Raw genomic sequence first — 26,739 nt, forward strand, 5'->3', positions numbered from 1 at the left:
GCCGCACCAGGGGCGCCGCACCGGAGCCGCGCGGACTCGTCAGCCCAGTGCGGCCGGGGATTCGGAGTCGGGTACCAGCAGCCTGGGTGCGCCGGAGCCGTCAGCCGGCACGGACCAGACATCGGGGTCGCCGCTGCTGTCCCGCACCGTGTAGGCGAGCGTGGCGTTGTCGAGCCAGGCGGCCTGGTCGTCGATGCTGCGGGTCTCGGCCAGGGGCGTCACCCGCATCGAGGCCCGTTCGAGCACGGACAGTCGCCAGCCGCGGGTGGGATCGGCGCCGATGGCCTCCTTGAACGCGATCCGGGTGCCGTCCGGTGACAACGAGGGGCACTCCACGTTCTCCTTGAGCGTGCGGACGGTTCTGGCCGCGAAGTCGCCCTCGACCAGGTACCGGCGGCCGGCCGTGGACATGGTCGCGTAGAACCTGTTGTCGTCGGCGGCGAAGGTGACGCCCCAGAAGTTGAGGTCGGCGGCCTGGTAGGGCCGGCCCTCCCTGGTCACCGCGAACTTCTCCAGTGTGCTGACGAGCACGCCGGTACGGGTGTCGAGGATGCCGGCACGGGTGGAGAAGCCGCCGCTGTTGTAGGAGTCGCCCCCGACGAAGGTCGTCCATGCCACCATGCGGCCACTGGCCGACACCCGGGCCCGGTTGGGCAGACCGGGGACCGGGAACGCGCGCTTCTCACGGAGTTCCTGGTCGAGGACGACAAGGCGGTAGGACCACGGAGAGTCAGGACGGACACAGACGCCGGTGCCTGCCGCGGCATGGACGCGGACGCACTCCAGCGGGGCGACCGTCCTCGGGCCGCTCGGGTCGTCCCGGGAGACGGTGACGAGACGGCGGTCGCTGACCACCAGCAGACGTCGGCCGGGAGCCAGCGTCGCGCGGTCCGCGGTGGTGGTGACCCGGTCGGCGCCGGAGTCGGCACCGGCCGTGGCCGTCCGGTCGGCGGCCAGCCGGATGTAGCCGATGGCGACGGCGGCGAGCACCGCGGCGGTGGCGATGACGACGACGATCCGGGTCCGCTGCGTCAGGGCGCTCAACTGGATTCCTCCTGGATGACGGCACCGGGTCGGTGAGTGAGCAGCACGGCGGTAGCGACGATCGCCACGACGACGCCCGCGGCCGCCGCCCTGCTGGCGGTCACCGGACCCCACGCCTGCCACGCCAGCCCGAACAGGACCGAGGAGACGAGGTAGGCCAGTGCCTGGCCGGTCTGGACGACGGCGATGCCGGTGGTGCGCAGCCGTTCGGGCAGCAGCGGGCCTGCCAGCGCCATGAGTACGCCGTCGGTGGCCGCGTAGAAGATGCCGTAGAGGCCGAGCGTCAGGACGATCAGCGGCCATCCGCCGAGTGGACCGAACAGCAACAGGTAGACGGCGATCAGCGCGGTGTAGCCGCCCAGCATGACGGGCAGCCTGCCGACCCTGTCGGCGAGGGCCCCGATGGGGGCGGCGAGGAGCAGATAGCCGAGGTTGGTGCCGACCGCGAGCAGCGGGAACCAGCCTGCGCTCAGCTCTTCGCGTCGCTGCAGGAGCAGGTAGACGAAGCCGTCGCCGACGGTGGCAAGACCGAGCAGGCAAGCGGCGAGTACGAGACGGCGGACCGGCGCGGCCCGCAGCATCGACACGGCGCCGCGCGGTGAGACGGTCCCGGCCTCGGGCTGCGGGTCACGCCGGTCGCGTACGAACAGCACGAGCAGCACGACGCCGAGGACGGCAACGCAGAAGCTGGTGACGAAGACCGCGTCGAAGGACTGGCCCGCGGCGGCGAGGACCGCCAGTGCCACCAGCGGGCCGAGGAAGGCGCCGAAGCTGTCCATCGCACGGTGCACGCCGAAGGCCCGGCCGAGGGCTTCCGGTGGTGTCGACAGCGTGATCAGCGCGTCCCGGGGCGCCGTGCGCAGTCCTTTCCCGGTCCGGTCGACAGCGATCACCAACCCGACGGCGGCGACCGACCGCCCTGCCGCGAGCAGGCCCAGCTTGGCCACGGCCGAGAGCGCGTAACCGACGCCGGCCACCGCCTTGCGGCTGCGCACCCGGTCGGCGACGTACCCGCCGACGATCCGCAGCAGCGCCGTGGCGCCGGTGTAGACCCCGTCGATCACTCCGTAGGCCGCCGGGCTCAGCTGCAGGCCGAGCACCAGGTAGAGGGGAAGGACCGCGGTGACCATCTCCGCGGAGATGTCGGTGACCAGGCTTACGGTGCCGAGAGCGAAGACGTTGGCGCTGATCGCGGGCAGTCGGCGCCTGCCGGGCTCGCCTGCGTCGCCGGCCGCCCTGGACCAGCCGATTGTCGACAGGTACACGCGCTTGCGCACCTCCTGCGGCTTGAGTGGGACGAGCGGGTGGCGACCACCGGCGCAATGACGGACGCCCACGGAACCGTCGCGGACAGCGGCACTCCATGGTGATGACGACGGCCAATCGTCCGGTGCCCGCGGCGCGTGAGCCACGTACGGCAGTCGGCGGGCAGACATGCAGTCGATGAACAGACAGTGGCCTACTTACGGGTCGTCAGAACGTGTGAGCGAGCACGAACAATGCTCACTCACAGCTCGTTCGCAGTTAACCCAATCGCGCAGCGATGGCTCCGGTGCATCCCTAGGTTCCCCAGCGCCCTCCACAGGCTTCACCTCAGAAGGGATCACCTGATGGGCAACCGCCAGTTCCGGAGATCAGCGATGGCGGGAGGAGCGGTCGCACTGACGACCGCCGCCGTCGCCGCCTTGCTCACGTCCGCCCCTGCGGCAACCGCGGCCACGAACACGTTCACGCCGGTCGCCGACACCTACGTGCAGGACAGCACCCCTTCCACCAACTACGGCACCTCGACCCAGTTCGTGGTCGACAACTCGCCGGTGCGCCAGTCGTTCCTGAAGTTCACCGTCAGCGGCCTCACCGAGCCGGTGACCGGCGCCAAGCTGCGGCTCCGCACCATCAGCGGCAACAGCGGCAGCAGCAACGGCGGCACGTTCAAGTCGATGACCAGCACCACGTGGTCGGAGACCGGCACGACCTGGAACAACAAGCCGGCCATCGACGGCGCGACGCTCGGCAGCATCGGCTCGGTCACCAAGGACACCTGGTACGAGATCGACGTGACCTCGCTGGTGACCGGCAACGGCACCTTCAGCATCGGCGCGACCTCTGCCAGCTCCGACGGTGCCTACTACGACTCGCGGGAGAGCGGCGCCGACGCCCCGCAGCTGGTGATCACCACGGGAAGCGACCCCTCGCCGACCCCCACGCCCACCCCGCCCTCGGGCGACCCGGTACTGGTCGGCGCGGGCGACATCGCCTCCTCCGGTTCGGGCGACTCCGCGACCGCCAACCTGCTCGACGACATCTCCGGCACGGTGTTCACCACCGGCGACAACGTCTACCCGGACGGCACGGCGTCGCAGTTCACCACCTACTACGAGCCGACCTGGGGGCGGCACAAGGCCCGCACCCGCCCCTCGCCGGGCAACCACGACTACCACACGTCGGGAGCCACGGGGTACTACAACTACTTCGGCGCCAACGCCGGCCCGTCCGGGCGGGGGTACTACTCCTACGACCTGGGCAACTGGCACGTGGTCTCGCTGAACTCCGAGGTGAGCATGTCCGTCGGCTCGGCGCAGGAGCAGTGGCTGCGCTCCGACCTGGCTGCCAGCACCAAGCCGTGCACCATCGCCTACTGGCACAAGCCGCGGTTCACCTCGGGCGCCAACCATGCCCCGAACACCTCGACCGGACCTCTCGTCCAGGCGCTGTACGACTACAACGCCGAGGTGATCGCCACGGGCCACAACCACCAGTACGAGCGGTTCGCTCCCATGAACCCGAGCGGTCAGCTCGACAACACCCGCGGCATCCGGCACTTCGTCGCCGGCATGGGCGGTGCCAGCCACTACAGCTTCGGCACCATCCAGCCCAACAGCCAGGCACGCAACAGTGACACCTATGGCGTGCTCAAGTTCACCCTCCACGCCAACAGCTACGACTGGCAGTTCGTGCCCGAGGCCGGCAAGACCTACAGCGACAGCGGCACCACCAGCTGCCACTGAGTGATCGCCTCTCGCACCCGGCAGGGGCTGTCCGCGGCGAAGCCCCGGACAGCCCCGTCGACTTCGGTGCTGCCGATCGCCTGCGGCTTCGCCGTCCCCGAGCGGTCCGGGATACGCCTACATACGGCTGAGGACCTGCTCGAGGCGGCTCACACCGCGGTACTCGAAGCCAGCCAGGATGCGACGGCTTCGGCGATGGGCTGGCCGGTCTCCAGTTGGACGAAGCCGAACTGCCCGCCCTGATTGCACTCCAGGAACCACCAGGTACCGTCACCGTCCTCGGCGAAGTCGAAGGCGCCGTAGGCGAGCTGGGCGAGGGACATGTAGGCGTGGACGGCCTCCGCGACACGGGTGGGTACCACGGCCGGGACCCAGGCACCGCCGTCGTCGACGAAACGCCAGTCCACCTGGTCGGGGTCGGACGCCCTCCGCGCGGCGAACAGCTCGTTCCCCACACAGGTCAGCCGGACGTCCGCGCGCTTGGGCACGCGCTGCTGCAGGAGCGTGGGGCCGGCGGTCACTCCGGCGAAGTCGGCGTCCGGCTCGACGGGGGTGGTGGGCAGTGCCAGCGGCGGGTCGCTGGGATGCGCTCCCGAAACCGGCTTCACGACGAGGTCCGGGTACCGGGCTGCGAACTCCCGTGCAACCTGCGGACAGCTGGTGATCAGCGTGGGGGGTACCGCGAAGCCGCTGCGGTGGGCGACGCGAAGCTGCCATGGTTTCCAGCGGGCTTGCGTGGCGGCGACCGGGTGGTTCATCCAGCGCACGCCCGTGCAGTTCAGCGTTCCGTACAGGGCCTGTTCGGCCTCGGCGGTGAGCCATGCGGACCGATGGGCGGCGCGCGCTGCGGGACGGCCGGGCCGGCGTACCCATATCGAGCGCAGTCCCCCCATCCCCACCACGCGCCCCCCGGCCGACAGATGTCCGTCGAAGTCGCCCCCCACGTACTCGGCGGACAGGGCCGCCTGGCCCGGGAGGTCGGCGGGGTCCAGGCGTACGACCGGGACGCCCCCATCGTCCAGGGCGGACACCACCATGTCCGCGGTCACGTCCTCGGCGCAGGTCAGTACGAGCACGGTCATGGGGCCGTCAGTCGTCGAAGTGCGTTTGGGAACCGGCGGTGGACGTGGTGGTGCCACACGTCAGCAGCAGGTCGCGGTCGCTGATGGCCGGGCGCCCATCGGGCAGGACGTTCAATTGACGCGTGGGGTCATAGGCGTAAGGAATCACGACGGGCGGGGAGGCCGGGCGGGCGTAGTTCAGTGCGAACGGTTTCATCACATCTCCTCTTGCGTGCCGGACGGGGTGGCAGGCTCGGCCTGCTCGTCGGGCAGGGGTGCTGAATGGCTTGTGGCATGCGGGCATGCGTCGTCCCGGTCGGGAGACGGCGGTCGGATCGTCGACAGCAGGACGCTGCCGGTGGCTGCGCGCCGCGAACTCGCCGAGGGGACAGCGAGTACGTTCTCGCCGAGCACGACGCCGGGGGAGGTACTACCGGCCACCGGCTGCTGCACTCGTACGGATGACTGGGGTTCACGGCTGAGGTCGCACCGCACCGACCCTGCGGCGGACCGACGACCAGGGTGACGTGTCAGCTCTTCACACCGTGGTCCCGCGGCCGGTCCAGCGGGTCGCCGGCGGACGGTGTTCCGGGGTGACGCGCACCTCGAAGTGCAAGCCGGCGGTCAGGGTGCCGCCGTCGCAGGAATCGCCGTCACCGGCCGGAGCGTCGGCGGTGCCGGCGGCGCGAGGCCGACCCGACGGCGGAGGCGCGGCTGACGAGCTGCCGCGTGGGGGTCCGGGGGCATGGGGCGCGGTCTCGTCCGACTGCAGATATCACGGTGGCTCCGTACTCCGAACGCCTACGAGGTGAGCTGTCGGGTTCGGGCTGGAGAGTCGCCCGGCCGTGATTCTCACGGCTTCACCCCAAGCCGCCCGGGTACGCGTTGTCCCGTACGGCGCAAGTGGGTCCCCCGCTCCTGCCGGGCGGTGTGGTGATGTGCTGCCGCGCGCCGGGGGCAGGATTCGGCGGTCCGGCCACGCGGTGTTCGACTTGTCCGAACGCCGAGCACGTTAGAGGGACCTTGCGTTCGAGCACAAGGTCTCCACAAGCGGGCTCGCATCAACTTGCTTCTTCCACAAGAGAGTTCGTGGTAGGTAGACCCGGTACCCCCGGTAAAGGGGGATGCGTGCATGTGTTTGCGTGTCAGCAATCCAGGCTGCTATGACGGGCCCCGGATACGCACGCACGGCTGCATGACTGCGACCGCACCCGTCTGCCCGCGGGTGAGGACCACCCCGCTCACACAACGCTCACCCGAGGGACTCGGCCCGCATGATCACCCCAGCACCCGAGGCCAGCCCGTCTTCCCTGGCAGTGGGAACGGTCTGGTGAAACGATGTCCGTAGACAGCAGCCGCCGGTGCGGCGCGTCTTCGTGCCCGCCCGGCCAGGAGCAGGGAGGCGCGAGCGATGCAAGGTGACCCCGAGGTCCTGGAGTTCCTCAACGAGCAGCTGACCGCCGAGCTGACCGCGATCAATCAGTACTTCCTGCACGCCAAAATGCAGGAGAACTTCGGCTGGACCAGGCTTGCCGCCCACACCCGGCACGAGTCGTTCGAAGAGATGAACCACGCGGAGGTCCTGACCGACCGGATCCTCGTGCTGGACGGCCTGCCGAACTACCAGCGACTTTTCCATGTCCGGGTGGGCCAGACGGTCACGGAGATGTTCCAGGCGGACCGCGAGGTCGAGGTCGAGGCGATCGACCGACTGAGGCGCGGCATCGAAATCATGCGGGCCAAGGGTGACATCACCTCGGCGAACCTCTTCGAGTCGATTCTTGCCGACGAGGAACACCACATCGACTACCTCGACACCCACCTCGAACTGATCGAGAAGCTCGGTGAAGCGCTCTACCTGGCCCAGTCGATCGAGCAGCCGGAGGGCTGAGCCCCCGGGCTTCACACTCCGGCGACGGTGACCACGGCGTCGGTGGCGAAGCCCAGCAGCAGGCCCAGCAGGATCATCCAGGCGGTCAGCTCCTTCATCGCAGCTCGGCGAACGACGGCGAGCAGCTCGATGATCACGTAGAGGATGGACCCGGCGGCCAGGCCCATGAAGGCAACGCTGAGTGTTTCGTTGACCACCTGCTGGCCTACCAGGGTGCCCACGAAGGTGGGACCGCCGCCGATCAGGCCGAGCAGCGCGAGGGTCCCCCAGGAGGGCCGCTCACCCTCGGCGGCCAGCGGGGCGACGATCCCGAAGCCTTCGGTCGCATTGTGCAGACCGAAACCGATGACCAGCAGGACTGCCAGCGAGATTTCGCCTTTCGCTGCGGAGTTGCCGATGGCCAGGCCTTCCGCGAAATTGTGCAGGCCGATACCGATGGCGATCATGAAGGCGAGGCCGGCAGCCCGCGAGTGGGCCTTGGCCGCCAGTTCGGTTGTGGCTGCCGCTCCAGGTCCGTCGAACGAAGCCGTGGCGGACGCCTGGCGCCGAGAAATCCACAGGTCGTAGTACACGAGGCCGCACAGACCGACCGCGAGACCGGCGATGAGCACCGAACCACCGATGGCCGCTGTCCCCCAGTGCCGATCACTCAGTGCGGCGTCGGTCGGCTCCCATGCCTCGGTGAGGACGTCCCAGAACAGGAACAGCAGGATGCCGATGGCGACGGCGTTGAGGGCGGCGCTCAGGCGCGGGACGGGCCTGCGCAGGCGGCCGACGGGCAGACCGAGGTAGATGGTGAACCCGGCAATGGCTCCGAGAAGAGCGATCTGCGATTCAGACATGACGATCCAGGTGGAGCTGCACAGGGACCGACCCCCAGGCGCGAGATAGGTAAGCCTTACCTAATAAGCATTACCCTGTCCGGAGCCCACCCGCATCTCGGAAGGCCATTGCCCGGCCGGACGGCTCGAACGGCGACGACAGCCGCGCATGGCTGGTCAGAAGTCGTGTGCGACGAAACGACCCGATACGCGCAAGGGCGCCTCACTCAGTGCCACCCTCCACCGAGGGAATCCGGCACTTCCGGAAGTTCGAACCAGACTTCCTTGCCCCAGGGGGTGGGGTCGGCCCCCCATTTGCTCGCCATCAGGTCGACCAAATGCAGGCCGCGGCCGAATTCGTCGCCGGTCTGCGCCGAACGGAGCTGCGGCAGTTTCCGGCTCCCGTCGCGGACCTGGCAACAGATGACCTCGCGGCGTACCACGGTGAGGTGGACGGGACCGTACGCGTGAAGCAAGGCATTGCCGACCAGTTCGCTGACCAGGAGTTCTGCCGTGTCCGAAAGATGGTCCAGGCCCCAGTCGGCCAGGGTGCTGCACACCGCTCTGCGGGCCTGACCACAGGCGTCCGGAGCCCGCGGAAGCTGCCAGGGGCCGGCGACGGTCAGCTCCAGGTCGGGGGCGAAGCCCAGGAACGGGGCAGGGACGGGACGCGTTGCGGCGGTCGCGGCGGGCTGTACGAGGTGGGTGTGGTGCATGAAAGCCTCCACAAAGCCCTGGCCAGTTCTCCCAGTCAGGGAGTCGATCACAACCGCATTTACTACGGAGTAAAATGGTAATCCGGGTTTACCCGGAAGTAAAGTGGTGGACATGGCTGATCACCCGCCCGAGGCCGGCCCCGCGCCACAGCGTCCAGCGGGCCGTCGCCGCCCCCCTGCGGCACGCCCGACCGACGAAGACATGCTGGACGCGGCCTCCGCGGTCTTCAGCGAGGCCGGATTCCACGCGGCGACCATGAACGTCGTCGCCGCACGTGCGAGATCCACCAAACCCACGCTGTACGCACACTTCGGCAGCAAGGAGGACTTGTTCGGCAAATGCGCCGACCTCGCAGCCGACACCTTGGCGAGCGCGCTCTTCGAGGCCTACGCGGCAGCGGCCGATCTCCCGCTCGAACAGCAGGTGCGCGCGGGCGTGGCCTCGTTCTTCGACTACGCGGACGTCCATCCGGCGCGATTCCGGCTGCTCTTCGGGGCGCACGCGACGGGGTCGGCGACCGAGGCCCGGCAACGGCTGATGTCGGCCGCCACCCAGGAGATCACGCGCCGGATCCGGTACTTCACCAAGCGCCACGGCCGTGGCACCTGGGGAACGAGTGCGGAGCTCTGCGCCTCCTACGTCGTCGGCCTGGTCGTCGAGGGCGCGCGGTACACGCTGGTCGCCGACTCGCTGGATACGGCATCGGCCGCCGAGTTCACGACCCAGTTCGCCGTGGCGGCGCTCAGACACATCGACCCGCACCTCGCCGCCGCGCTCGACGCACGCGAGTGAGCGAAGCACGTCGGGGAGACGGCCTCCGGACGCCCGGGGGCCGGCGCGCCCGCCCTGTAGCGACACCGCCCCAAGACCGCCCCTGGCCCGGCGTCCCCTGTCGGCCGGCCGGGGCTCTGCTTCTGGCTCAGAAATTGTCGGCTTCGCCGCGACGGACGGGCCGCCCTTCCCCGTAGAGCAGGTGGAGTCACCCCCGGGCTCCAAGTGGCCCCGGCCGGCGTCCCCCCGTCGCAGGCCGGGGCCCCTTCAGTGGCTCGCGCCGGCGGGCGGCGGACGGCGCTACTTTCACAACACGCCCTAGAGGTCGAGGGTCAGGCGGGGGGATTTCGAACGGCCGACGCAGATCATCATCGTGGTGCCGGATGAGCGTTCCGCGTCGGTCAGGACCGTGTCGTAGTGGTCCGGGGTGCCGGCGAGGACCTTGGTTTCGCACGTGCCGCACATGCCCTGCTCGCAGGAGGAGGGCACCGACGGGACCGCCTCGCGCACGACGTCGAGCAGGCTTCGGCCCGCCGGGACCTGAAGGATCCGGCCGGTGCGGTGCAGTTCCACCTCGAAGGCGGCCGTGCCGGTTCGGGGGGCGGTCGCGGGGTCCGTGGGGGAGGTGAAGCGTTCCACATGCAGGGTGGCGGCGGGCACGCGCTGTTCCACGGCCTGGATGAGGCCGGCCGGGCCGCAGCAGTAGACGGCTGTGGTGTCCGGTAGGCCGCCGAGCGTGTGGTCGAGGTTCAGGAGTCCGTGGGTGTCCTGGGGGGCGAAGGTGACGTTCCCGCCCGCGAGGGCCGCGAGTTCCCGCCGGTAGGCCATGGATGCCAGGGTTCGTCCGCCGTACAGGAGCTGCCAGGGAGCCGAGGATCCTGCCGCGAGTTCGCGGACCATGGGCAGGATCGGGGTGATGCCGATCCCGCCGGCGATGAAGAGGTACCGGTCGGCGGGGACGAGGGGGAAGCGGTTGACCGGGCCGCGCACATCGAACAGGCGCCCGGCGAGGGGGGTGGTGTGGAGTTCCTCCGACCCGCCCCTCCCGTCCGGCTCGCGCAGTACGCCCAGCCGGTAGCTGCTCCGGTCCCCGGGGTCGCCGCTGATCGAGTAGTGCCGTATCCGCCCGGACGGAAGGTGGACTTCGAGGTGGGCGCCGGGTTCCCACGGAGGCAGTTCCGTGCCCCACGGGTCCACAAGCACGATCCCCAGGACGCCGTCGGCTTCGGGGACGGTCTCCCGGACCTTGAGTCGCAGCGAGGGAACGGCGTCAACCATGGGAACCTTCCGTCGGTTTCGGGGAGGGGCCGGGCCGCTGGAGCTGCCCGGGTTCGGGCCACCTGAGGCACAGCAGGGCGTACACGGCGGCCGTCAGCGCGAAGGAGACGGGCAGGCTGAGATCGACGCCGCCGGTCAGCTCGGTCAGCGGGCCGACGTAGAGCGGGTTGTTGACCCACAGCGCGCCGATGACGGATCCGGCCGCGAAGGCCGCCACCGCCCGTATGTTGACGCCGCGCGTGTACCAGTACAGTCCTCCCCCTCCGGTGGTGAAGGCGCGCAGGTCCTGGGGCCGGTAGTGGCCCCGGTGGAGGCGGTGGCCGACGGTCAGTACGGCGGCCCACGGGGCGACGACGGTCAGCAGGAGCGTCACGAAGGCCCCCATGGACTCCATGGCGTCGTACGCCACGGCCCCCAGGTACAGGACGACCAGCGCCAGCAGGGCGACCGCCGCGGTCACGACGGAACGTGAAGCCCGCCAGAACATCGAGTTCGCCGACAGGCCGGCCGCGTACAGGCACACGGCGCCCTGCGGGATGGTCCCGGCGAAGCCGAAGGCGACCACGACGACGGCGAACCAGCCCGGCACCGCTTCGGTGAGTCCTTGCAGCCAGGGCGCCTGCGGGCCGGAGAGCAGGGTGCTCACGTAGGCGCCCGTGCCCAGGGCGGCGATACTGCTGACGAACATGGCCACGCCCGAGTACCGCACCAGCTTCCCCGGCGCGGTGGCCGAGGGCATGTAACGGGTGTAGTCGCCCTGGAATGTGGCGTAGGACAGGGGGACCGTCGCCGAGGCGGTCGCCGCCAGGAACCAGGTGTGGAGCGGGCTGGCCAGAGCGTACTCACCGCCCGCGTACCCGGCGTCGAACTGGGGCGAGAGCACCAGGACCGTACCGATCAGCACGATCCCGCCGATCACTGCGGTGATCTTGTACGTGCGCACCAGTACGGTGTGCCCGCGCACCGCGACGAAGGCCACCACACCCGCGGTGACCACCATGGCCACGGTCAGCGCGGCGGGCCCCGTCGGGGTGGAGGCCATCCGGTTGCCGGCGACCATGATGGCGGTTCCGCCGGTCCACACGGCGATGGCGAAGAATCCCAGCGCGGTGACGATCGTGATGACGTTGCCGATGATGCGGCCGCGCACCCCGAAGTGCGCGCCGGAGGCTATCGGGTCGTTGGTTCCGGTACGGGCGCCCAGACGGGCGAGGGGCGCCAGCAGGGCGGTACCGATCGCGACTCCGGCCACGATGGCGCTGATGGCGCCCCACCAGCCGAGGCCGAACATGACGGGCAGGGCGCCCATGACCACGGTGCCGAAGGAGAACTGGGCCGAAGGCCAGATCCACCCGAAGTCCGCCGGCCGGGAGGTGCGTTCCGCCTCGGGTATGGGCTCGATGCCGTCCACCTCGGGCGGGGACGGACGGGGCGGCACCGCGGTCGGCGCCGCCCCTTCGTGGAGCGCGCTCACGTTCCGTCCCGGCCGGTTTCCAGCCCGTCCTGACCTGCCGATACGTCGCCCGGCCAGTCGGACAGGGTGTCCACGATCCGCAGCGGGTCGCACGCCGGCCCGGCGGTACGCGCGCCCGTGGCCAGGTCGAACGTGGAGTGGTGCAGCGGGCAGGTGATGGTCAGCCTGCCGCCGTCGACACGGGCGAACTTCAGCTTGCCCTGCCGGTGCGGGCACCGGGCCGCCGCCAGGACCTTGCGGCCCGCCACCTCGACGAGCACCAGGTCCTCGCTGATCTCTCGGATCTCTCGGATCGAACTGTCCGAACCCATCAGGAGACCTTCCGTGCCCGGGTGATGGCCGCCTCGGTGGCGTTGCCGACGATGTCACTGGCCAGCCGCACACCGGCCCAGATCTTCGCCAGATCCGGCTCCTCCAGCGACCGGATCGCGGTGCGCATGTGGTTGCTGTGGTAGGAGTCGATGTACAGGTGCTCGGTGTAGTAGGCGTCCTGCCGGATGCCCAGCCGCTTGGCCGCGCGGGCGAAGGACTGGAATCCGTAGAGCACGCTGGACTCGAAGTAGCCGTAGGCGCCCAGGAAGTACTGGGGTGAGCAGGCGCGGCTGGCCAGCCAGTGGAACATGTTGACGTAGGCGTAGCTCTCCGGTGACGTACCGGCGAGGTAGCTGTCCAGCTCGGTGCTCATCTCCAGCTCACCCAGGAGGTCGCGGTAGAGCTGGGAATGGGACTTCTCGTCGTTGCCGCAGCCCAGTTCGTCGATGAGGACCCGGAAGACCGCCATACCCGACCGGTACGGCAGCCGGGGCACGACGGGCAGCAGCGATTCGGACTCGGTCAGCCCGTCGAGCGCGAACTCCCGCACGACCACCTTGAACTGTTCGAGGCCGGCCTCATTCGCCAGGAACCGGTGGTTGTCCGAGATCTGCGCCTCTTCCGCGGCCAGGAACTCCTTCAACGCCTCCAGCAGCTCCCCCGTGGAGGAGAACCGCGGGGCGTCGGCCTCGTAGGCGCGGGCCATCGGCAGGATCCACTGTTCCTCGATGCCGAGCATGGTCCCGTAGCCCTCGAGGTCGGGCACCTGCCGGTACAGCTCGTACAGTTCCCGCTGCGTCTTGTCCCGCTGGAGCCTGGCGGCGACGGTGGTCGGGTTCATCGCAGCTCCATGTGGACCGCAGGAGTGGCGATGATGCCGCGGGCGTGCAGCTCCTTCTTGACCCACCGGTACCAGTCGTCCTTGAACACCCCGTACTTCTCGCACGTCGCGTTGACCTCGGCCTGACGCTCCGGCGAGGGATCGACGAGGATGGCGTTGCACAGGACGGGTTCGAGGTTGGCCAGCGGGCCGATGAAGCCGTTGATCCCGGAGGCTGCGGAGATCAGGTTCTCCCAGCCCTCGAAGACCGGTACGCCGGTGCCCGCCTCGGCCATCTTCACCGTGAAGGACGCGTCTCCGCTGGACTCCTTGATGCCGACGATCCCGGGCATCTCGCACAGTCTCAGCAGGGTGTCGAGCTCGATCTTGTTGCCCGAGAGGGCTTCCTCGTTGTAGAGGAAGATCGGGGCGCCGGTGGCGCTGCGGATGGCCCGGTAGTGCTCGACGATGTCGTCCTGGGTGACGCCTTGGCCGAAGGGCGTGGTGACCACCACCGCGTCGGCTCCGATGTCCATCGCGCGGCGGGCGCGCTCGATGATCGTCGCCGTGTCGGGGAGCTGGATACCGACGAGCACGGGAAGGTCGCCGGAGTGACGGACGGTGTAGGTGACGATGTCCGTCCATTGCCGCTCGTCCAGCTTCCAGCCCTCTCCTGAGGTCAGCGCCGGCATCAGCCCGTTGACCTCGGTGCGGACGTGGTCGATGAGGCGGGCCGTGCTCTGCTCGTCGACGGTGTCGTCTTCGTTGAACGGGGTGATGAGCGGGACGATCGTGCCTGAATACATGGCCGTGCTCCTCATAACGTGTGCGATGCGACGGTCAGGACGAGGGAGTGCTGGTAGAGCTTTTCGAGGTGCTCGGGGAACGTGTGCTCGTCCCGCGCCGCCGGGAGGGCGGCGACCGGGAGCCCGTCGCGGCCGGTCAGGCGGGGGCTCGCGGTGTACAGCACTCCCGAGTGGGAGACGACCTGGCCGAGGACGAGCCGTTCGTGGCTGGGCAGCCCGGCCAGCTCCGGCAGTGTGAAGGCCCGGTCGGTGTCCTCTTCGGTGTAGCCGGTACGGACGATGGTCATCTCGGTGTGCAGGACGTCCATGAACGGGTAGTACGCGTCCTGGACGGCCCGGCTGTAGCCCCACACGAGGTCGTCGCAGCGGCCGACCTGCTCCCAGCTCATCGTCACGCCGCCGGTGAGCCGGCTGGCGAAGAAGCGCTTGCAGGCCCGGCGGATCGCCTGGTCGTCGCTGTGCATTCCCATGAACACGGTGGCGTCGATGAAGACGCCGGAGGAGTCAGCGGGCATAGCGCTCAAGCACCTTCTTCGTACGGTCCATGGCGCCGGCGAACACCTCGGGGTTGCGGGCGAGGGCCATGCGCATGTACCGCTCACCGCGCGCCGGCGTGTTCCAGTAGAAGAAGGTGCCGGGCAGGACGTAGACCTCCTCGTCGAAGAGGACGGCCTGGAGCTCGGTGGCGGTGACCTCGTCGGAGAGGATCTTGAACCAGGCGACGGAGGTGCCGACCACCGGCTCCTGGAATTCCAGGATCGTGCCCTTCATGGCCTCGCGAGCCGCCGTGCCGTTGGTGGTGATGATCTCCTTCACCGAGCCGAAGTCGTCGGCGATGGAGTCCTCGACGTACTCGGTGACCATGTTGAGGACGAACGGCGAGACGTTCAGCAGGACGCTGGTGTGGAGGTTGTAGACCTCCTCCTGGATGTCCAGGCTGGAGGTGATCATGGCGCACTTGGCGTCCTGGATGGGCCAGGTCTTGCCGGTGTCCTCCATCACCATGTAGGTGACGCCGGACTCCTCCAGCAGCTGGTAGATGTCCACGCGGCCGATCGAGTCGTCACACAGCGCGAAGGAGGCGAAGCAGAAGTCCATGACCAGGACCTTCTTGTGGTCCACGCAGTAGCGCACGACCTCGCGGAAGCCCTCCAGCTCCTGCGCGAGGAGGGTGAATCCGGTCGGGTTGTTGGGGTCCACGAGGTAGATCGCGTCGGCCGTGACGTTCTCCACGAGCCGGTCGTAGATCTTCGCGGTCTCGTGGAGCGCCTGTTCGGGAAGCGGGGCGATCGGCACCTGCATGTTGCGGAGCAGGTCGACGAGGTTGTCGAAGCACGGCTCGACCAGAGCCACCGACATCTCGCGCTTCTTCAGGTACATGCCGGCGACCATGGTGGAGACGCTGGCGGAGTACGAAAGTAAGGTGCGGTCCATGGTGCGGGCGGTGGGCTGTCTGTGCAGGCGGAAGAACGCGTCGAGGAACTTGGCCTCGAAGTGGGCTTGCTGCTTGGACTCCGACTCGTACCAGAGCTCGGGGAGCCGGGCGACGATCGCGTCCTGACTGGGGGACTGGCGCTGGTGCGTGTGCGCGTCCGCCAGGTTGTACCGCGTCTTCAGCGCCTCGATCTCGTGCTGGGTGAGGTCGACGAAGGTACTGACGTCTGCCTTCCTGGAGCCGCTCTCGGACGACACAACGGTGGTCTCGTTCTCGGGCATGAGAATTCTCCCTGTGGTTACCTGCGGAAAGTTCCGGTCGCCGGGCGGATTGAATGAATCGCCTTCAGCAACGCACCGGAAACGCTACAGAGATCACCCGAAAGCATGAATCACACCCAGGTTACGAATATGATAATCACCGTAATGTTTTACGCGCGGCAAAAAGCGGCCGGGAACTCCAGAACCTGGAATTCTCGGCCGCTCTCTGAATTCTCCTGCTGTTTGCCCGCCTAGCCCGTGGCAGCCGCCAGGAGAAGGTCCTCGTAGATCTTCGGGTCATCGGATTCGATCACCGGGAAGCCGACGCCGTAGGAGCCTTCCCAACGCACGACGATCCCGGGGTTCGCCCAGTCGCTGCCGTCGGGCAGGAACAGGTGCGGGCTGCACCTGACCACCTCGGTACGGGCGACCGCGGCCTGGCCGGAGAGGGTGCTGCGGGCACGGCCGTCGTCCAGGGCCTCCGCCAGCGCCGTCACGTCGACGACGCCGGTCTCCGCGGCCACGTCCAGGATGACCTTGCGGTGGCTGACGGTTCGCGACTCGGCCCAGAAGGCCCTCCGCAGGCCGAGGTCGAGCTGTTCGGACGCCGTCAGGGACTGCTCCTTGGCGGCCTGGATCGCCTCCAGCGCGGGCAGCATGGTGGAGGGGTAGAGCCAGTCCTTGGCCTGCCAGAGCTGCCAGCCGGCCGCCGGCTCCAGACTGGCCATCCGGCCCACTTCACTGTCGGTTCCGGGGCGGGGGCTGGGCGCGTCGTTGAGGAGCTCCAGGGGGAAGGCCCGCAGGTCGAAGCTGACTTGGCTTTCGAGTCCGAGCCGCTTGCGCGTGGCGTGCAGACGGTGGATGCCGATGTGCGCGAAGGAACACCAGATGTCCGAGAAGACGGTGATGGTTCCCGGCGGCGGTGTCAGGGATGCAGCGGTCAACGGTGACTCCGAGGGGTGTCGGGGAAAGAGCGGAGTGAGTGGTTCAGGGCTCAGCAGTGGCTCAGGGCCCGGGGGTTCAGGCAGTCGGGCCGGCTTGGGCCCCGTGCGCATCCAGAGCGGCTTCGAGATCGACGTCCGCGCCCGGCAGCCACGCCGGCAGGAACGGGATCCGAGCCATGGCCTCCATCAGGGAGGTCACCATCCGGCCCTCCACCGTCGGCCCGTGGGCGGACAGCAGCCGGGCCGGGGAGAGGGAGGACACCGCCTGGACCGTGCGGAGGAACTTCTCCGCGTCGACGAGGACCGTCCACGGGGCGATCGCCCGGTTCAGGACGTCGAAGCCCTCGAAGAATTCCTTTACGTCGGCATCACCGAAGTGCTGCACGGTTTCAGGTATGACGGTGCCGAAACTGTCCGAGCTGAAAAGCGTGCCGGCTTCGTGGTCGAATACCGCGAGCGTGCCCGGCGAGTCGAAGGTGGGCGGCCGGTGGAAGCTGAGAATCCGGTCACCGATCGATATCCGGCTCCCGGGGTTCACCGTCACCACCCGCTCACGCGGGATTTCGAATTCCTCGGACAGTCTGGTGAGAGCTATCCCGTTCGTGACGACCTTGGCGCCGGGAGCGCGGTCGAGTATCCGCGCCAGGCTCCCGGTGTGGTCCCGGTCGTCATGGGTGATGGCGATCCACCGCAGATCGGCGGGGTCCACCAGCGACCACAGGGCCTCTTCGAACGCGTCCCGGTCCACGGGCATGCCCGTGTCCACCAGCATCGGCTGCTCACCGCACAGCAGGTAGGCGTTGACCGGCTGCAGGCCTAAGTCGGGTATCGGCAGTTCAGAGGGCAGTGCGTGCAGTTCGGGCCCTACGGCGTAGGTCTCCACGAGGAACAGCCTTCTCTCTCAGGGGCGTACGAGCGCGAGCTCAGACGAGTTGGATGGCCAGCGATCCGGCGAGCAGCAGGCCGAGTCCCGTCAGACGCGGCACGCTCAGCACTCGGGTCGGCAGCCGGAACATGCCCCGGTGGTCGATCAGGGCGGAGGTCAGCTGCTGGCCGGTCACGGTCAGCCCGACGGTCACCGCAGCGCCGATCTCGGGGATCAGCAGGAACGTGCCGGTGACGTAGCCCGCGGCGCAGGCTCCGCCGAGCCAGCCCCACCAGGGCATCGCCTTCAGCGGGGCCAGCTTCGGCTCGGCGGTCTTGCCCGTCAGGCGCAGCACCAGCAGGACGACGGCGATGGTGAGCGTGGCCACCGTGAAGCTGAAGGCCGCCACCGTGATCGGGGCGCCCAGACCGTGCCGGAGCTTGGCGTTGACCGCGCCCTGAACCGGGAGCACACCACCGGCGATGATGCCGAGGGCGATCCATCCGATCCGGCCCGGGCCCGACATCGTCGGGGCTCCGGGCGGGGCGGTCGCCTGCTGTCCCCGGATGATCACGATGATGCCGACGAGGACCGCGAGGGCGCCGAGCGCGATGCCCGGGCTCAGGCCCTTCTTCTCCAGCCCGAAGAGGCCGCCCAGGTCGAGGACCAGTGAGGAGAACATCTGCCCCGTGACGAACAGCCCGACCGAGGCCAGGGCTCCCAGCCGGGGGAAGAGCAGGATGCCGCTGGTGATGTAGAGGGGGCTGGCCAGGCCGCCCAGCAGATGCCACCACTCGACGTCGGGGATCTTCCCGAGCGCGCCGAGCGAGCCGGTCACCGCCGCCAGGACCACCAGGAGTCCGGTGGCCACGCTCAGTTGGACCGTGGAGGCACCGTAAGGGGTTCCCACGGCCTTGTTCAGTTGCAGGTTGACTGACGCCTGGACGGCCAGGAGGCACCCGACCAGGAGGGCTGCCGCCAGCAGCGCAGCGTTCATCTTGTTCTCCCAGACCTAAAGTGGACGGTCGTCTCACTTAACATAGGTCTGAGTATGCCAAACGGACAAGCCGTCCACTTAGTTTTCTGGGAAGTACGGTGACCCGCATGAGTAACGGCGACGAGCATCTCCCTCCGCCCGTAGTCCTCCGCGGCGATCTCCAAGCGGTGCCCCGAGGTGCCACCGCACCCCGGCAGCGCGCCGACGCGGTGCGCAATCGCGCGCAGATCCTCTCCGCCGCCGAACTGCTCTTCACCACGCACGATCCGCGCACCGTGACGATGGAGCAGATCGCGAAGGCCGCGGGCGTCGGACGCGCGACGCTCTACCGCTCGTTCCCGGACGCGCGCTCCGTCGCCACCGCCCTCCTGGACGAGCACGAACGCCGGCTACAGGGGCAGATGATCTACGGTCCGCCGCCGCTGGGGCCGGAGGCACCCCCCGCCGAACGCCTGGCCGCGTTCTACATCGCCTACCTGGACCTGCTCCAGCGGCATCTGCCTCTCGCGCTGGGCGCGGAAACCGGGCCCGCCCGCTACGTCACCGGCGCCTACGGCTTCTGGCGCCTCCATGTGCGCACCCTGCTCATCGCCGGCGGCGCCCCGGACCCCGACGCGCTCGCCGATATCGCCCTCGGCCCCTTGGCTCCGGAGCTCTACCACCATCAGCGCAACACCCTGGGCATCCCCCACGAGCGCATCGCCGAGGCCCTCTGCGTGTTCGCCCGGCGCCTCCTGGGCCCGGGCCGAACCTAGTGCCGCGACCGGCAATGTTTGCGCGACAGGGCAAAGCTTGCCGGGAGGGGCACCAGGGTGTGTTGCGAAATCAGCGCCGTCCGCCCGGAGGGCGGGGCCCGCGGCACCTGGTGCGTACGATCGGAAGGCGGTGGGGGCACCTCCCAGTGGTAGCTGGGGAGATCATCCTCGTACTGGACGTACTTGGATGAGTCCGACAACGCAGCGTGGGGGGCCTCCCGTGCCCGAAGGGCTACGGGGGGAGCGTGCCAGGCGTCGCGGGCCAGTCGGGACTTTCGCAACACGCCCTAGCAACACGCCCTAGACGGCCCCGACGTACACCTGCCCGCCCAGGATGGGAAGCAACAGGCCCCAGATCTGCTCCAGTCGCACCTGGGCCGCCCCGTCCAACGAGCCCGCTTCCCCGAGCCAAGGCTCATCCGCGGGCAGCGGTGCCCGCCGCATGGCCAGCTCCACGCCGCTGACCACATAGCTGACCAGCGCCGCCAGCGCCGTGGCGTCCGCCCCGGGCCGCAGCAGCCCTTCCGCCTCCACGTTCCGCGACAGCCGCGCCACCTCCCGCCGCCACGGGCACTCCTCGTCCGGGTTGCCCTGCGGCTTCAACTCCCTCGACAACCGCTCACCGGCCCGCACCACCTCGTCGGTCTCGAAGAGGTCGATCAGCGTGCGCGTGACGGCCACCAGCTGGTCCACGGCCCCCAACGCCTCGTTCGCCGCCGACTCGACGGCCTTGCGCGTCACCGTCCGGGACCGCTGCCTGACCGCTTCGGCCAGAGCGGCCTTCGTGCCGAAGTGGAAGACCACGGCACCTGTCGTCACCTTCGCCCGCTCGCCGACCCGGCTCAGCGAGGTGCGCTCGTAACCGTCCTCGTCGAACGCGCCGGCTGCGGCGCGCAGGATGATCTGTTTCGTTCTCGCCGCTCGCTGCTGGATTGCCACTGACACTCCCCCTGCGTCTGTAACGGTCAACTCGCCTTTATCTACACTGCGTTGCACGTTCCAGCGCAGCGAAGAATAGACCACGAGAATGAACTCCGGTGTCTAATGTATTGGACGAGACGTCTTGGACATGGATCAGCTCTCACAGTCGCTCGCCCACAACCTCAAGCACTGGCGCACCCGTCGGGGCCTCACCCTCGACGGGCTGGCCGCCCGCGCCGGGCTCAGCCGCGGCATGGTCATCCAGGTCGAGCAAGCCCGCACCAACCCCAGCCTGGAGACGATGGTCAAACTCGCCGACGCCCTCGGTGTCGACATGACGGCCCTGCTCGACTGCAACCAGGTGCCGCGCGTACGCCTCACTCCCCCGGAGCGGGCCGTCCGCGTGTGGTCGACCGAGTCCGGGAGTTCCAGCACGCTCCTGGCCGGAAACTGCGCCGACCAGGGCGCCTTCGAGCTGTGGACGTGGCGGCTCGAACCCGGCGACGTGAGCCACTCGGCTCCCCATCCCCCGGGCACCACCGAACTGCTCCACGTCACCGCGGGCGAGCTCACGCTCATCGTCGACGGAGAGATCCACCCCATGCCGACCGGCTACTCGGCGACGCTCTCCGCCGACGTCTCCCACGGATACCGCAACGACGGCGACGCCACCGTCGAGATGACCCTGGCCGCCTACATCCCCAGCACACGGCATTCCGACGAGAAACACCCCCAGGACCAACGCCGTTCAGTCAGGGCTTGAAGAGGATTGACCGGAGGGGAGCAGTATCCCGTCCTGATCGAAGAGTTCGGCAAACCCCGCGACGACTGACCGATCCCGACACCGGGCTGTGGCCGACACCAAGAACTCCGGCTGTAGTACCAGGCAACCTGAACAGCCGGCTCGTCCTCCTAGGGACCGCATGGGCGCACAGACATTCCGTCGGCATCGGTCGCAGACCGTCCCTGAACGGCCGCCCGTTGATACGAACAGACGCGGGAGCGGGCAGCAAGAATGCAGGAACGTACAGCAACCTCGGCCAACAGGCGCCTGCTCAGCGTGGACTCGGTCCGCGCCATCGCCGTGTTCGCCATGTTCGCCGCGCACATCGGCCCCCCGGCGAAGCCCGAGGGCGCAGGCTATCTGCTGGTCGCCTTCGATGGGCGCGCGCCCGGCGTCTTCACCTTGATCGCGGGACTTTCGCTGACCCTTTCCCGGGGCGGCACCAAGCCACGTCCACCGCTGACCGGCACGCTGCGCGCCACGCTCGTACGCTGCGCCGTACTCGCGGTGCTCGGCATGGCGTTGACGGAGCTCAGGTCGGGGATTGCGGTGATCCTGACGTTCTTCGCCGTGTACTTCCTGACAGCGGAACCGCTGGCCCGCCTGCGCACCCGCGCACTGATCGCGGTCGCGGCAATCTCCGTGGTGCTGGGTCCGGTCCTGTCCTACTTGCTGGGGCCGTACTTGGGACACCGCGCCGCCGGACGCGGCGGCTACCCCGGATTCGATGCGGTCACCAGCTGGTCCGGAGTCGGGGAGGCGCTCGACACGCTGCTGGTGTCCGGCGCCTACCCCTGGCTCACCTACTTTCCTTACGTCGTCGTCGGCATGGCGCTGGGCCGGGTGGCGAACCTGACCCGGCCCGGAACAGCCCGTCGGCTCATCGGCTGGGGAGCACTGTCCGTCCTGGCCGGGCACGGGCTGTCCGCGCTGGCTCTCGGGCCGGCCGGCGGGCGCGCGGCGTTGCTGGATGCCATAGCCCACAGTCACGCCTTCGCGATGAACGCCCCCGATCCGGTACAGGCCGTGCTTGCCCGACAGGCCGGGGCGATACCCAGCACCTCCTGGGCCTGGCTGCTGGTCGACGATCCCTACAGTCAGACGCCCTTCGAGACCATCGCCAACATCGGCGTCAGCTGGCTCCTCATCGGCCTCGCAGTCGCCGCCTGCCGCCTTCACGTGCTCGAACTGCTCCTGCGCCCGCTGGCCGTCGTCGGGACGATGGGCCTGTCGGTGTACGCCATTCACGTCCTCGCGCGGGCCGAGCTGCAACCGCAGCACGGTTGGCCGGCCCTGGGCGCCTTCTGCGGGGTCTCGCTGGTGGGGTGTGTCGTCTGGGCGTACACCTTCCGCGGCAGTTCGCTCAGGCGCGGGCCGCTGGAGTGGGCTCTTCAGGCGATCACGCCGATCCGGAAGGCACCCACCCCCGAGAACACCGGGCTCGCAGGTCACCGGCGCCACCGTCAACAGCCACGGACGGCTGACCGTACGTGCCACGCGGATCGGGTCGGACACGAAGCCGGCGCAGATCGCCGCGCTGGTGGAGTGGGCGCAGACCGGTGAGGCGGAGGTGCAGCGCCTGGCCGACCGGATCTCGGCGGTGTTCGTACCCGTCGTCATCGCCCTGTCGATCGGCACGTTCGGCGTGTGGATGGCGACCGGAGCCTCGGCTGCTACCGCACTGACCGCCGCTGTCGCCGTGGTGATCACCGCCTGCCCGTGCGCGCTGGAGCCGGCCACGCCCACCGCGCTGATGATCGGCACCGGACGCGGCGCCCTCGGCGTACCTGGGGCCCATCCGGAGGGTGCTTCATGCGAGCCCTCGACGTCTTACGATCCGCCCGCAAGAGCTCGGACCATCGGGGCCGCCTCGCATGCAACGCCCCCGCCGGCTGGTCGGCCGCGTCAAGGAGCGGCCGCCCGCCAGGCAGTCACGCCTCAATCGACGACACCGCCGGCCAGTCGCCCCCTCAACCGGTCGCCGGGTGGAGCGTCGCCTCTCCCGTCACGCGGATACCGGTCTGCCCGCCCGCGCGCACCGGCGCCGGGCCGGGGACCCGGACGTCGATCGGCCCATCCATGCCGTCGACGGCGACGGTGACCATGGCGTCGTGGCCGTAGAAGCGGACATCGGTGACCGTGCCATGGGCGTCCGCCGAGGCGGGGTCGGTCAGCTGGAGCTGTTCGGGGCGGAGCAGCACCAGGCCCTCGCGGAGTCCGCCGGGCGGGCCGGCCAGGGTGATGCGGCCGAGGGGGGTCGTCGCTGTGCCGCTGTCCGCGGTGCCGGTGACCACGACCGCGTCGCCGACGAAGGCGGCCACCCAGGGGTCGGCGGGGCGGTGGTACAGCTCCTGGGGGGCGCCGCACTGGGCCACGCGGCCGTCCCGGACGACCGCGACGACGTCCGCCGTCGACAGGGCCTCCTGCTGGTCGTGGGTCACCAGGACAGCGGTGGCGCCGGTGGCCTGCAGAGCGGCGCGTACGTCGGCCCGCACTCCCGCGCGCAGGGCGCTGTCCAGGGCGTTGAACGGCTCGTCGAGAAGCACCAGTTGGGGTTCGGGAGCCAGGGCACGGGCGAGGGCGACGCGCTGTTGCTGGCCGCCGGAGAGCTCGTGCGGCATACGGTCGCCGTAGCCGCCGAGCCCGACCAGGTCCAGCATCTCGTCGACGCGTCCGCCGCGCGCGCTCCGCTCCAGGCCGGTCAGGCCGAACGCGACGTTGCGAGCCACGCTGAGGTGCGGGAAGAGAGCACCTTCCTGGGGGACGATGCCGATACGGCGGCGCTCGGGCGGCAGATGCACGCCGGGAGCGCCGAGGGTGCGGCCGCCGAGCGTGACGGTGCCCGCGTCGGCGCGCAGGAAACCGGCGATGATGCGCAGCAGGGTGGTCTTGCCGCAGCCCGAGGGGCCGAGAACGGCGGCGAGCGAGCCGCCGGGGACGCTGAGGTCGAGTCCGTCGAGGACCGTGACGCCGGGGCCGTATGCCTTGGCCAGTCCCGTGATCTGAAGGTCGGTCATGTTCGGTGCCTTCCAAGCAGGTAGGACGGGACGGCGGCGAGGAGGATCAGCGTGGCGGCGTAGGGGGCCGCGGCGGCGAACGATCCGGCGCCGGTCTCCGTCCACAGGCGGGTGGCCAGCGTGTCCATGCCGGTGGGGCGCAGCAGCAGGGTCGCGGGGAGTTCCTTCATACAGACCACGAAGGTCAGGGCGGCTCCTGCGGCGACCCCGGGAGCGGCGAGTGGCACGGTGACCTCGCGCAGTACCCCCAGCGGTGAACGGCCGAGCGAGCGGGCGACGTCCTCCAGCACGGGTGGGGCCTGGAGCACGGCTGCCCGGGTGGCGGCCACCGCGACCGGCAGGAACAGCACGGCGTAGGCGCACACCAGCAGCGGCAGTTCCTGGTAGAGCGGGCGGGCGTAGCGGACCGCGAAGAACACCGTCGCAAGGGCGACAGTGATGCCCGGCAGGGCGTGCCCCGCGTACGCCGCCTGCTCCAGCAGATGCGCGGTCCGGCCCCGGTGGCGGGCCGCGATCACGCCGACCGGCAGGGCGAGCAGGGTGGTGAGCCCGGCGCCCGCGGCGGCGACGCCGAGGGTGGTGAGCGCGGTGTCGGTGAGCGTGGCGGGTTCCCAGGTCGCGGAGGAGCCCACGGCCAGCCAGTAGCCCAACGTGCCCAGCGGGAAGGCGACGGCGAGCGTGACGACGGCGCCGCACCAGCCCAGCGCGGGCAGGCGCAGCCGGCCGAGGGCGGCGGGTACCGCCGGGCGTGCGGTGCCCGTGCCGGTCCTGGAATGCCCGGCGCGGCCCCGGGTGCGGGCCTCGGCTGCCACCAGCGCCACGGTCATGATCACGAGGACGGCGCTGAGCGCGGCGGCCGGAGTGCGGTCGAAGCTCGCCCGGTACGAGGTGTAGATGCCGCGGGTGAAGGTGTCGTACCGCATCAGCGACACGGCGCCGAAGTCGGACAGCACGTAGAGCGCCACCAGCAGTCCGCCGCCGGCGGCGGCCGGGCGCAGCTGCGGGAGCGTCACCTGCAGGAAGGTACGCAGTGGGCCGTGTCCGAGTGAACGGGACACCTCCTCCTGCGCCGGGTCGGTGCCGCGCAGTACGGCGGCGACCGGCAGATACACGTACGGGAAGCTGACCAGGGTCAGAGCCAGCGCGGAACCGGCGAACCCGGCCAAGGAGGGCGCGGCGGACAGCCAGGCGAACGCGGCGACGTAGCTGGGCACGGCGAGCGGCAGCGTCACGAGCACCGACCAGGCGCGAGCACCGGGCAGCGCGGTCCGCGCGGTGAGCCAGGCCAGGGACACTCCGAGCACCAGGCACGCCATGACGACGGTGGCGGCGAGTCCGAGGCTGCGCAGAAGCAGCAGCCCGGTCCGTCCGTCGGCGACCACGTCCCACGCGAAGGCGGGGCCGCGCTCCAGCGCCCGCACGGCCAGGTAGCCGAGGGGCAGCACGGCGAGCGCCACGGCCACACAGGCGGGAAGGACCAGGAGCCACGGGGGCCGGCTCACGGCGCGCCGGCGCCCGGCGGACGCGGGGGCGCCTGCCGGGCGGGAGTCACGACGCGACCGGACGGAGGAATCCGGTGTGGCCACCGTCAGACCATTCCGAGGTCCTGGAGCATGGCCAGGGTTTCCTTGAGCGATTCGAGTCTGCCCAGGTCGATCTTCGGCGGCTGCAGGGAGTCCAACGGCGGGAGTCCCTTGGCGGCGTTGACGCCGGCGGCCAGCGGATACTCCTTGGTCTCGTCGGCGAAGTACTGCTGTGCCTCGGCGGAGAGCAGGTAGTCGACGGCCTTCTGCGCGTACGCGCTCTGCTTCTTGTCGGCGCCCTTCAGCACGCCCGCTCCGGCCACGTTGACCAGGCCGCCCGGGTCGCCCTTGGGCAGGAAGTGGATCCTGGCCGTGATCTTGTCCTCGCCCTCCTCGGCGGCCTTCGCGAACCAGTAGTAGTGGTTGAGCAGGCCGAGGGAGACCTCGCCGCTGTCGACGGCCTTCAGTACCTCGTCGTTCTTCTCGTACGTCTTGGGCTCGTTGGCCTTGAGCCCCTTGAGCCAGGTACGGGTGGCGTCGTCGCCCTCCAGGACGCGCATGCCGGTGACGAACGCCTGGAAGGAAGCGTTGGTCGGGGCGTATCCGATCCTGCCCTTCCACTCGGGCTTGACCAGGTCGTGGACGGAGTCCGGCGGTGTGGCGGCCTTGTCCGGGTTGTACGCGATGACGCGGACGCGTCCGCTGACACCGGTCCAGTCACCGGCGGCGCCGCGGTAGGCAGGCGTGACCTTGTCCAGCGTCGCCTTGGGCAGCGGCGCCAGGCGGCCTTCCTTGGACAACGCGCCGAGTGCACCCGCGTCCTGGGACAGGAAGAGGCCCGCCTCGGTCTTGTCGCCCTCCTCCAGGAGCTGCGCGGAGAGTTCGGCGCTGTCGCCGTAGCGGACCTCGACATTGGTGCCGAGGTGCTTCTCCAGCTTCTCGACGAGCGGTCCGACGAGGTTCTCGTTCCGGCCCGAGTAGATGACGAGCCCGGCCGGCTCGTCACTGCAGCTTGTGAGAGCGGGGAGGAGCAGGGTTGCCGCGGCGAGTGCGGTGAGGCTGCGGGCCAAGGGGCGTCGCATGGCGAGTGATGCCTTCCTGCCGTGCTCACCGCCGTCACCGCGCAGGGCGATGCCACGGGCGAGCGGCGAAACGGTGCCGGGAGCGGAACCTGTGAACATGGCATTGATAAGGTAAAGCTTGCCTAAGGGTCAAGTGTGTCCTGTATAACGGCT

At 69.5% G+C, this 26,739-nt stretch carries 25 protein-coding genes, 2 pseudogenes and 1 riboswitch; of the genes and pseudogenes, 7 read left to right on the forward strand and 20 right to left on the reverse strand.

The features are described 5' to 3' along the window. Positions 1–39: 39 nt before the first annotated feature. Both ACZ6ZQ_RS13045 and ACZ6ZQ_RS13050 read right to left on the reverse strand, forming a co-directional pair. Positions 40–1,044 carry a TolB family protein gene (locus ACZ6ZQ_RS13045; RefSeq protein WP_469768605.1) on the reverse strand — a complete coding sequence of 335 codons (1,005 nt, stop codon included), beginning with the start codon at positions 1,042–1,044 and terminating at the stop codon, positions 40–42. Continuing rightward, the gene (locus ACZ6ZQ_RS13050) at positions 1,041–2,309 is read right to left on the reverse strand and encodes an MFS transporter (RefSeq protein WP_469768606.1); all 1,269 of its coding nucleotides are present in this window, start codon (positions 2,307–2,309) and stop codon (positions 1,041–1,043) included. Before ACZ6ZQ_RS13050 ends, ACZ6ZQ_RS13045 begins: the two co-directional genes overlap by 4 nt. Positions 2,310–2,654: 345 nt before the next feature. Between ACZ6ZQ_RS13050 and ACZ6ZQ_RS13055 the strand changes: the two genes are divergently transcribed. After that, positions 2,655–4,052, forward strand: coding sequence for a CBM96 family carbohydrate-binding protein (locus ACZ6ZQ_RS13055; protein WP_469768607.1), 1,398 nt, complete (start codon positions 2,655–2,657; stop codon positions 4,050–4,052). Between the two features lie 149 nt (positions 4,053–4,201). On the opposite strand, the gene tgmB is transcribed toward ACZ6ZQ_RS13055, so the two are convergent. Together tgmB and tgmA are read right to left on the reverse strand one after the other, a co-directional pair. Further along, complete coding sequence (tgmB, locus tag ACZ6ZQ_RS13060; RefSeq protein WP_469768608.1) at positions 4,202–5,134, reverse strand: ATP-grasp ribosomal peptide maturase; 933 nt, start codon at positions 5,132–5,134, stop codon at positions 4,202–4,204. A 7-nt stretch (positions 5,135–5,141) separates the two neighbouring features. Next, positions 5,142–5,330, reverse strand: a complete 189-nt coding sequence (tgmA, locus tag ACZ6ZQ_RS13065; RefSeq protein ID WP_469768609.1) for a putative ATP-grasp-modified RiPP — start codon at positions 5,328–5,330, stop codon at positions 5,142–5,144. Between the two features lie 565 nt (positions 5,331–5,895). Continuing rightward, positions 5,896–6,051, reverse strand: a riboswitch (cyclic di-AMP (ydaO/yuaA leader). A gap of 473 nt (positions 6,052–6,524) precedes the next feature. On the opposite strand from tgmA, the gene bfr reads away from it, so the two are divergent. Continuing rightward, positions 6,525–7,004: a bacterioferritin gene (bfr, locus tag ACZ6ZQ_RS13070; protein WP_469768610.1), complete on the forward strand. Its 480-nt coding sequence runs from the start codon at positions 6,525–6,527 to the stop codon at positions 7,002–7,004. 11 nt (positions 7,005–7,015) lie between these two features. On the opposite strand, the gene ACZ6ZQ_RS13075 is transcribed toward bfr, so the two are convergent. Continuing rightward, entirely contained in the window at positions 7,016–7,846 is an 831-nt protein-coding gene (locus ACZ6ZQ_RS13075) for a ZIP family metal transporter (protein WP_469768611.1), read from the reverse strand. A 206-nt stretch (positions 7,847–8,052) separates the two neighbouring features. After that, entirely contained in the window at positions 8,053–8,541 is a 489-nt protein-coding gene (locus ACZ6ZQ_RS13080; RefSeq protein ID WP_469768612.1) for an ATP-binding protein, read from the reverse strand. 112 nt (positions 8,542–8,653) lie between these two features. On the opposite strand from ACZ6ZQ_RS13080, the gene ACZ6ZQ_RS13085 reads away from it, so the two are divergent. Further along, positions 8,654–9,334: a TetR/AcrR family transcriptional regulator gene (locus ACZ6ZQ_RS13085; protein ID WP_469768613.1), complete on the forward strand. Its 681-nt coding sequence runs from the start codon at positions 8,654–8,656 to the stop codon at positions 9,332–9,334. A 297-nt stretch (positions 9,335–9,631) separates the two neighbouring features. Here the strand turns inward: ACZ6ZQ_RS13085 and ACZ6ZQ_RS13090 are convergent, their stop codons facing one another. The 10 genes from ACZ6ZQ_RS13090 to ACZ6ZQ_RS13135 form a co-directional block, all read right to left on the reverse strand. Next, positions 9,632–10,591 (reverse strand): PDR/VanB family oxidoreductase, encoded by a 960-nt coding sequence (locus ACZ6ZQ_RS13090; RefSeq protein ID WP_469768614.1) that lies wholly within the window; start codon positions 10,589–10,591, stop codon positions 9,632–9,634. Next, the gene (locus ACZ6ZQ_RS13095) at positions 10,584–12,065 is read right to left on the reverse strand and encodes a purine-cytosine permease family protein (protein ID WP_469768615.1); all 1,482 of its coding nucleotides are present in this window, start codon (positions 12,063–12,065) and stop codon (positions 10,584–10,586) included. The genes ACZ6ZQ_RS13090 and ACZ6ZQ_RS13095 overlap by 8 nt, the downstream gene beginning before the upstream one ends. Beyond that, on the reverse strand, positions 12,062–12,376 hold the full coding sequence (locus tag ACZ6ZQ_RS13100) for a Rieske (2Fe-2S) protein (RefSeq protein WP_469768616.1): 315 nt from the start codon (positions 12,374–12,376) through the stop codon (positions 12,062–12,064). Before ACZ6ZQ_RS13100 ends, ACZ6ZQ_RS13095 begins: the two co-directional genes overlap by 4 nt. Next, entirely contained in the window at positions 12,376–13,218 is an 843-nt protein-coding gene (locus ACZ6ZQ_RS13105) for an iron-containing redox enzyme family protein (RefSeq protein WP_469768617.1), read from the reverse strand. The genes ACZ6ZQ_RS13100 and ACZ6ZQ_RS13105 overlap by 1 nt, the downstream gene beginning before the upstream one ends. Beyond that, positions 13,215–14,003, reverse strand: a complete 789-nt coding sequence (locus ACZ6ZQ_RS13110; RefSeq protein WP_469768618.1) for a dihydrodipicolinate synthase family protein — start codon at positions 14,001–14,003, stop codon at positions 13,215–13,217. The genes ACZ6ZQ_RS13105 and ACZ6ZQ_RS13110 overlap by 4 nt, the downstream gene beginning before the upstream one ends. Positions 14,004–14,014: 11 nt before the next feature. After that, positions 14,015–14,518 carry a DUF6190 family protein gene (locus tag ACZ6ZQ_RS13115; RefSeq protein WP_469768619.1) on the reverse strand — a complete coding sequence of 168 codons (504 nt, stop codon included), beginning with the start codon at positions 14,516–14,518 and terminating at the stop codon, positions 14,015–14,017. After that, a complete protein-coding gene (locus ACZ6ZQ_RS13120) occupies positions 14,508–15,719 on the reverse strand; it encodes an aminotransferase class I/II-fold pyridoxal phosphate-dependent enzyme (protein ID WP_469768620.1) in 1,212 nt (403 codons plus the stop codon). The genes ACZ6ZQ_RS13115 and ACZ6ZQ_RS13120 overlap by 11 nt, the downstream gene beginning before the upstream one ends. Before the next feature lie 230 nt (positions 15,720–15,949). Next, positions 15,950–16,642, reverse strand: a complete 693-nt coding sequence (locus ACZ6ZQ_RS13125; protein WP_469768621.1) for a DsbA family oxidoreductase — start codon at positions 16,640–16,642, stop codon at positions 15,950–15,952. A 76-nt stretch (positions 16,643–16,718) separates the two neighbouring features. Next, a complete protein-coding gene (locus ACZ6ZQ_RS13130) occupies positions 16,719–17,525 on the reverse strand; it encodes an oxygen-binding di-iron domain-containing protein (protein WP_469768622.1) in 807 nt (268 codons plus the stop codon). 40 nt (positions 17,526–17,565) lie between these two features. Next, the gene (locus ACZ6ZQ_RS13135; RefSeq protein ID WP_469768623.1) at positions 17,566–18,504 is read right to left on the reverse strand and encodes a DMT family transporter; all 939 of its coding nucleotides are present in this window, start codon (positions 18,502–18,504) and stop codon (positions 17,566–17,568) included. Between the two features lie 107 nt (positions 18,505–18,611). Between ACZ6ZQ_RS13135 and ACZ6ZQ_RS13140 the strand changes: the two genes are divergently transcribed. Beyond that, positions 18,612–19,259, forward strand: coding sequence for a TetR/AcrR family transcriptional regulator (locus ACZ6ZQ_RS13140; RefSeq protein WP_469768624.1), 648 nt, complete (start codon positions 18,612–18,614; stop codon positions 19,257–19,259). A 300-nt stretch (positions 19,260–19,559) separates the two neighbouring features. Here the strand turns inward: ACZ6ZQ_RS13140 and ACZ6ZQ_RS13145 are convergent, their stop codons facing one another. Further along, positions 19,560–20,198, reverse strand: coding sequence for a TetR family transcriptional regulator (locus ACZ6ZQ_RS13145; protein WP_469768625.1), 639 nt, complete (start codon positions 20,196–20,198; stop codon positions 19,560–19,562). 130 nt (positions 20,199–20,328) lie between these two features. On the opposite strand from ACZ6ZQ_RS13145, the gene ACZ6ZQ_RS13150 reads away from it, so the two are divergent. The 3 genes and pseudogenes from ACZ6ZQ_RS13150 to ACZ6ZQ_RS13160 form a co-directional block, all read left to right on the forward strand. Then, positions 20,329–20,943: a helix-turn-helix domain-containing protein gene (locus tag ACZ6ZQ_RS13150; protein ID WP_469768626.1), complete on the forward strand. Its 615-nt coding sequence runs from the start codon at positions 20,329–20,331 to the stop codon at positions 20,941–20,943. 252 nt (positions 20,944–21,195) lie between these two features. After that, positions 21,196–21,810: pseudogene (locus ACZ6ZQ_RS13155) on the forward strand (heparan-alpha-glucosaminide N-acetyltransferase domain-containing protein); the annotation flags it as partial. Between the two features lie 574 nt (positions 21,811–22,384). Then, a pseudogene (locus ACZ6ZQ_RS13160) lies at positions 22,385–22,768 on the forward strand (heavy metal translocating P-type ATPase); the annotation flags it as partial. A gap of 166 nt (positions 22,769–22,934) precedes the next feature. Here the strand turns inward: ACZ6ZQ_RS13160 and ACZ6ZQ_RS13165 are convergent. The 3 genes from ACZ6ZQ_RS13165 to ACZ6ZQ_RS13175 are packed head-to-tail and all read right to left on the reverse strand — an operon-like array spanning position 22,935 to position 26,586. Then, positions 22,935–23,981 carry an ABC transporter ATP-binding protein gene (locus tag ACZ6ZQ_RS13165; protein ID WP_469768627.1) on the reverse strand — a complete coding sequence of 349 codons (1,047 nt, stop codon included), beginning with the start codon at positions 23,979–23,981 and terminating at the stop codon, positions 22,935–22,937. After that, positions 23,978–25,567 (reverse strand): ABC transporter permease, encoded by a 1,590-nt coding sequence (locus ACZ6ZQ_RS13170; protein WP_469768628.1) that lies wholly within the window; start codon positions 25,565–25,567, stop codon positions 23,978–23,980. The genes ACZ6ZQ_RS13165 and ACZ6ZQ_RS13170 overlap by 4 nt, the downstream gene beginning before the upstream one ends. Before the next feature lie 2 nt (positions 25,568–25,569). Then, positions 25,570–26,586 (reverse strand): iron ABC transporter substrate-binding protein, encoded by a 1,017-nt coding sequence (locus tag ACZ6ZQ_RS13175; protein WP_469768774.1) that lies wholly within the window; start codon positions 26,584–26,586, stop codon positions 25,570–25,572. Positions 26,587–26,739 lie beyond the last annotated feature (153 nt).

The sequence above is a fragment of the Streptomyces sp. NPDC053673 genome, from assembly GCF_055585225.1.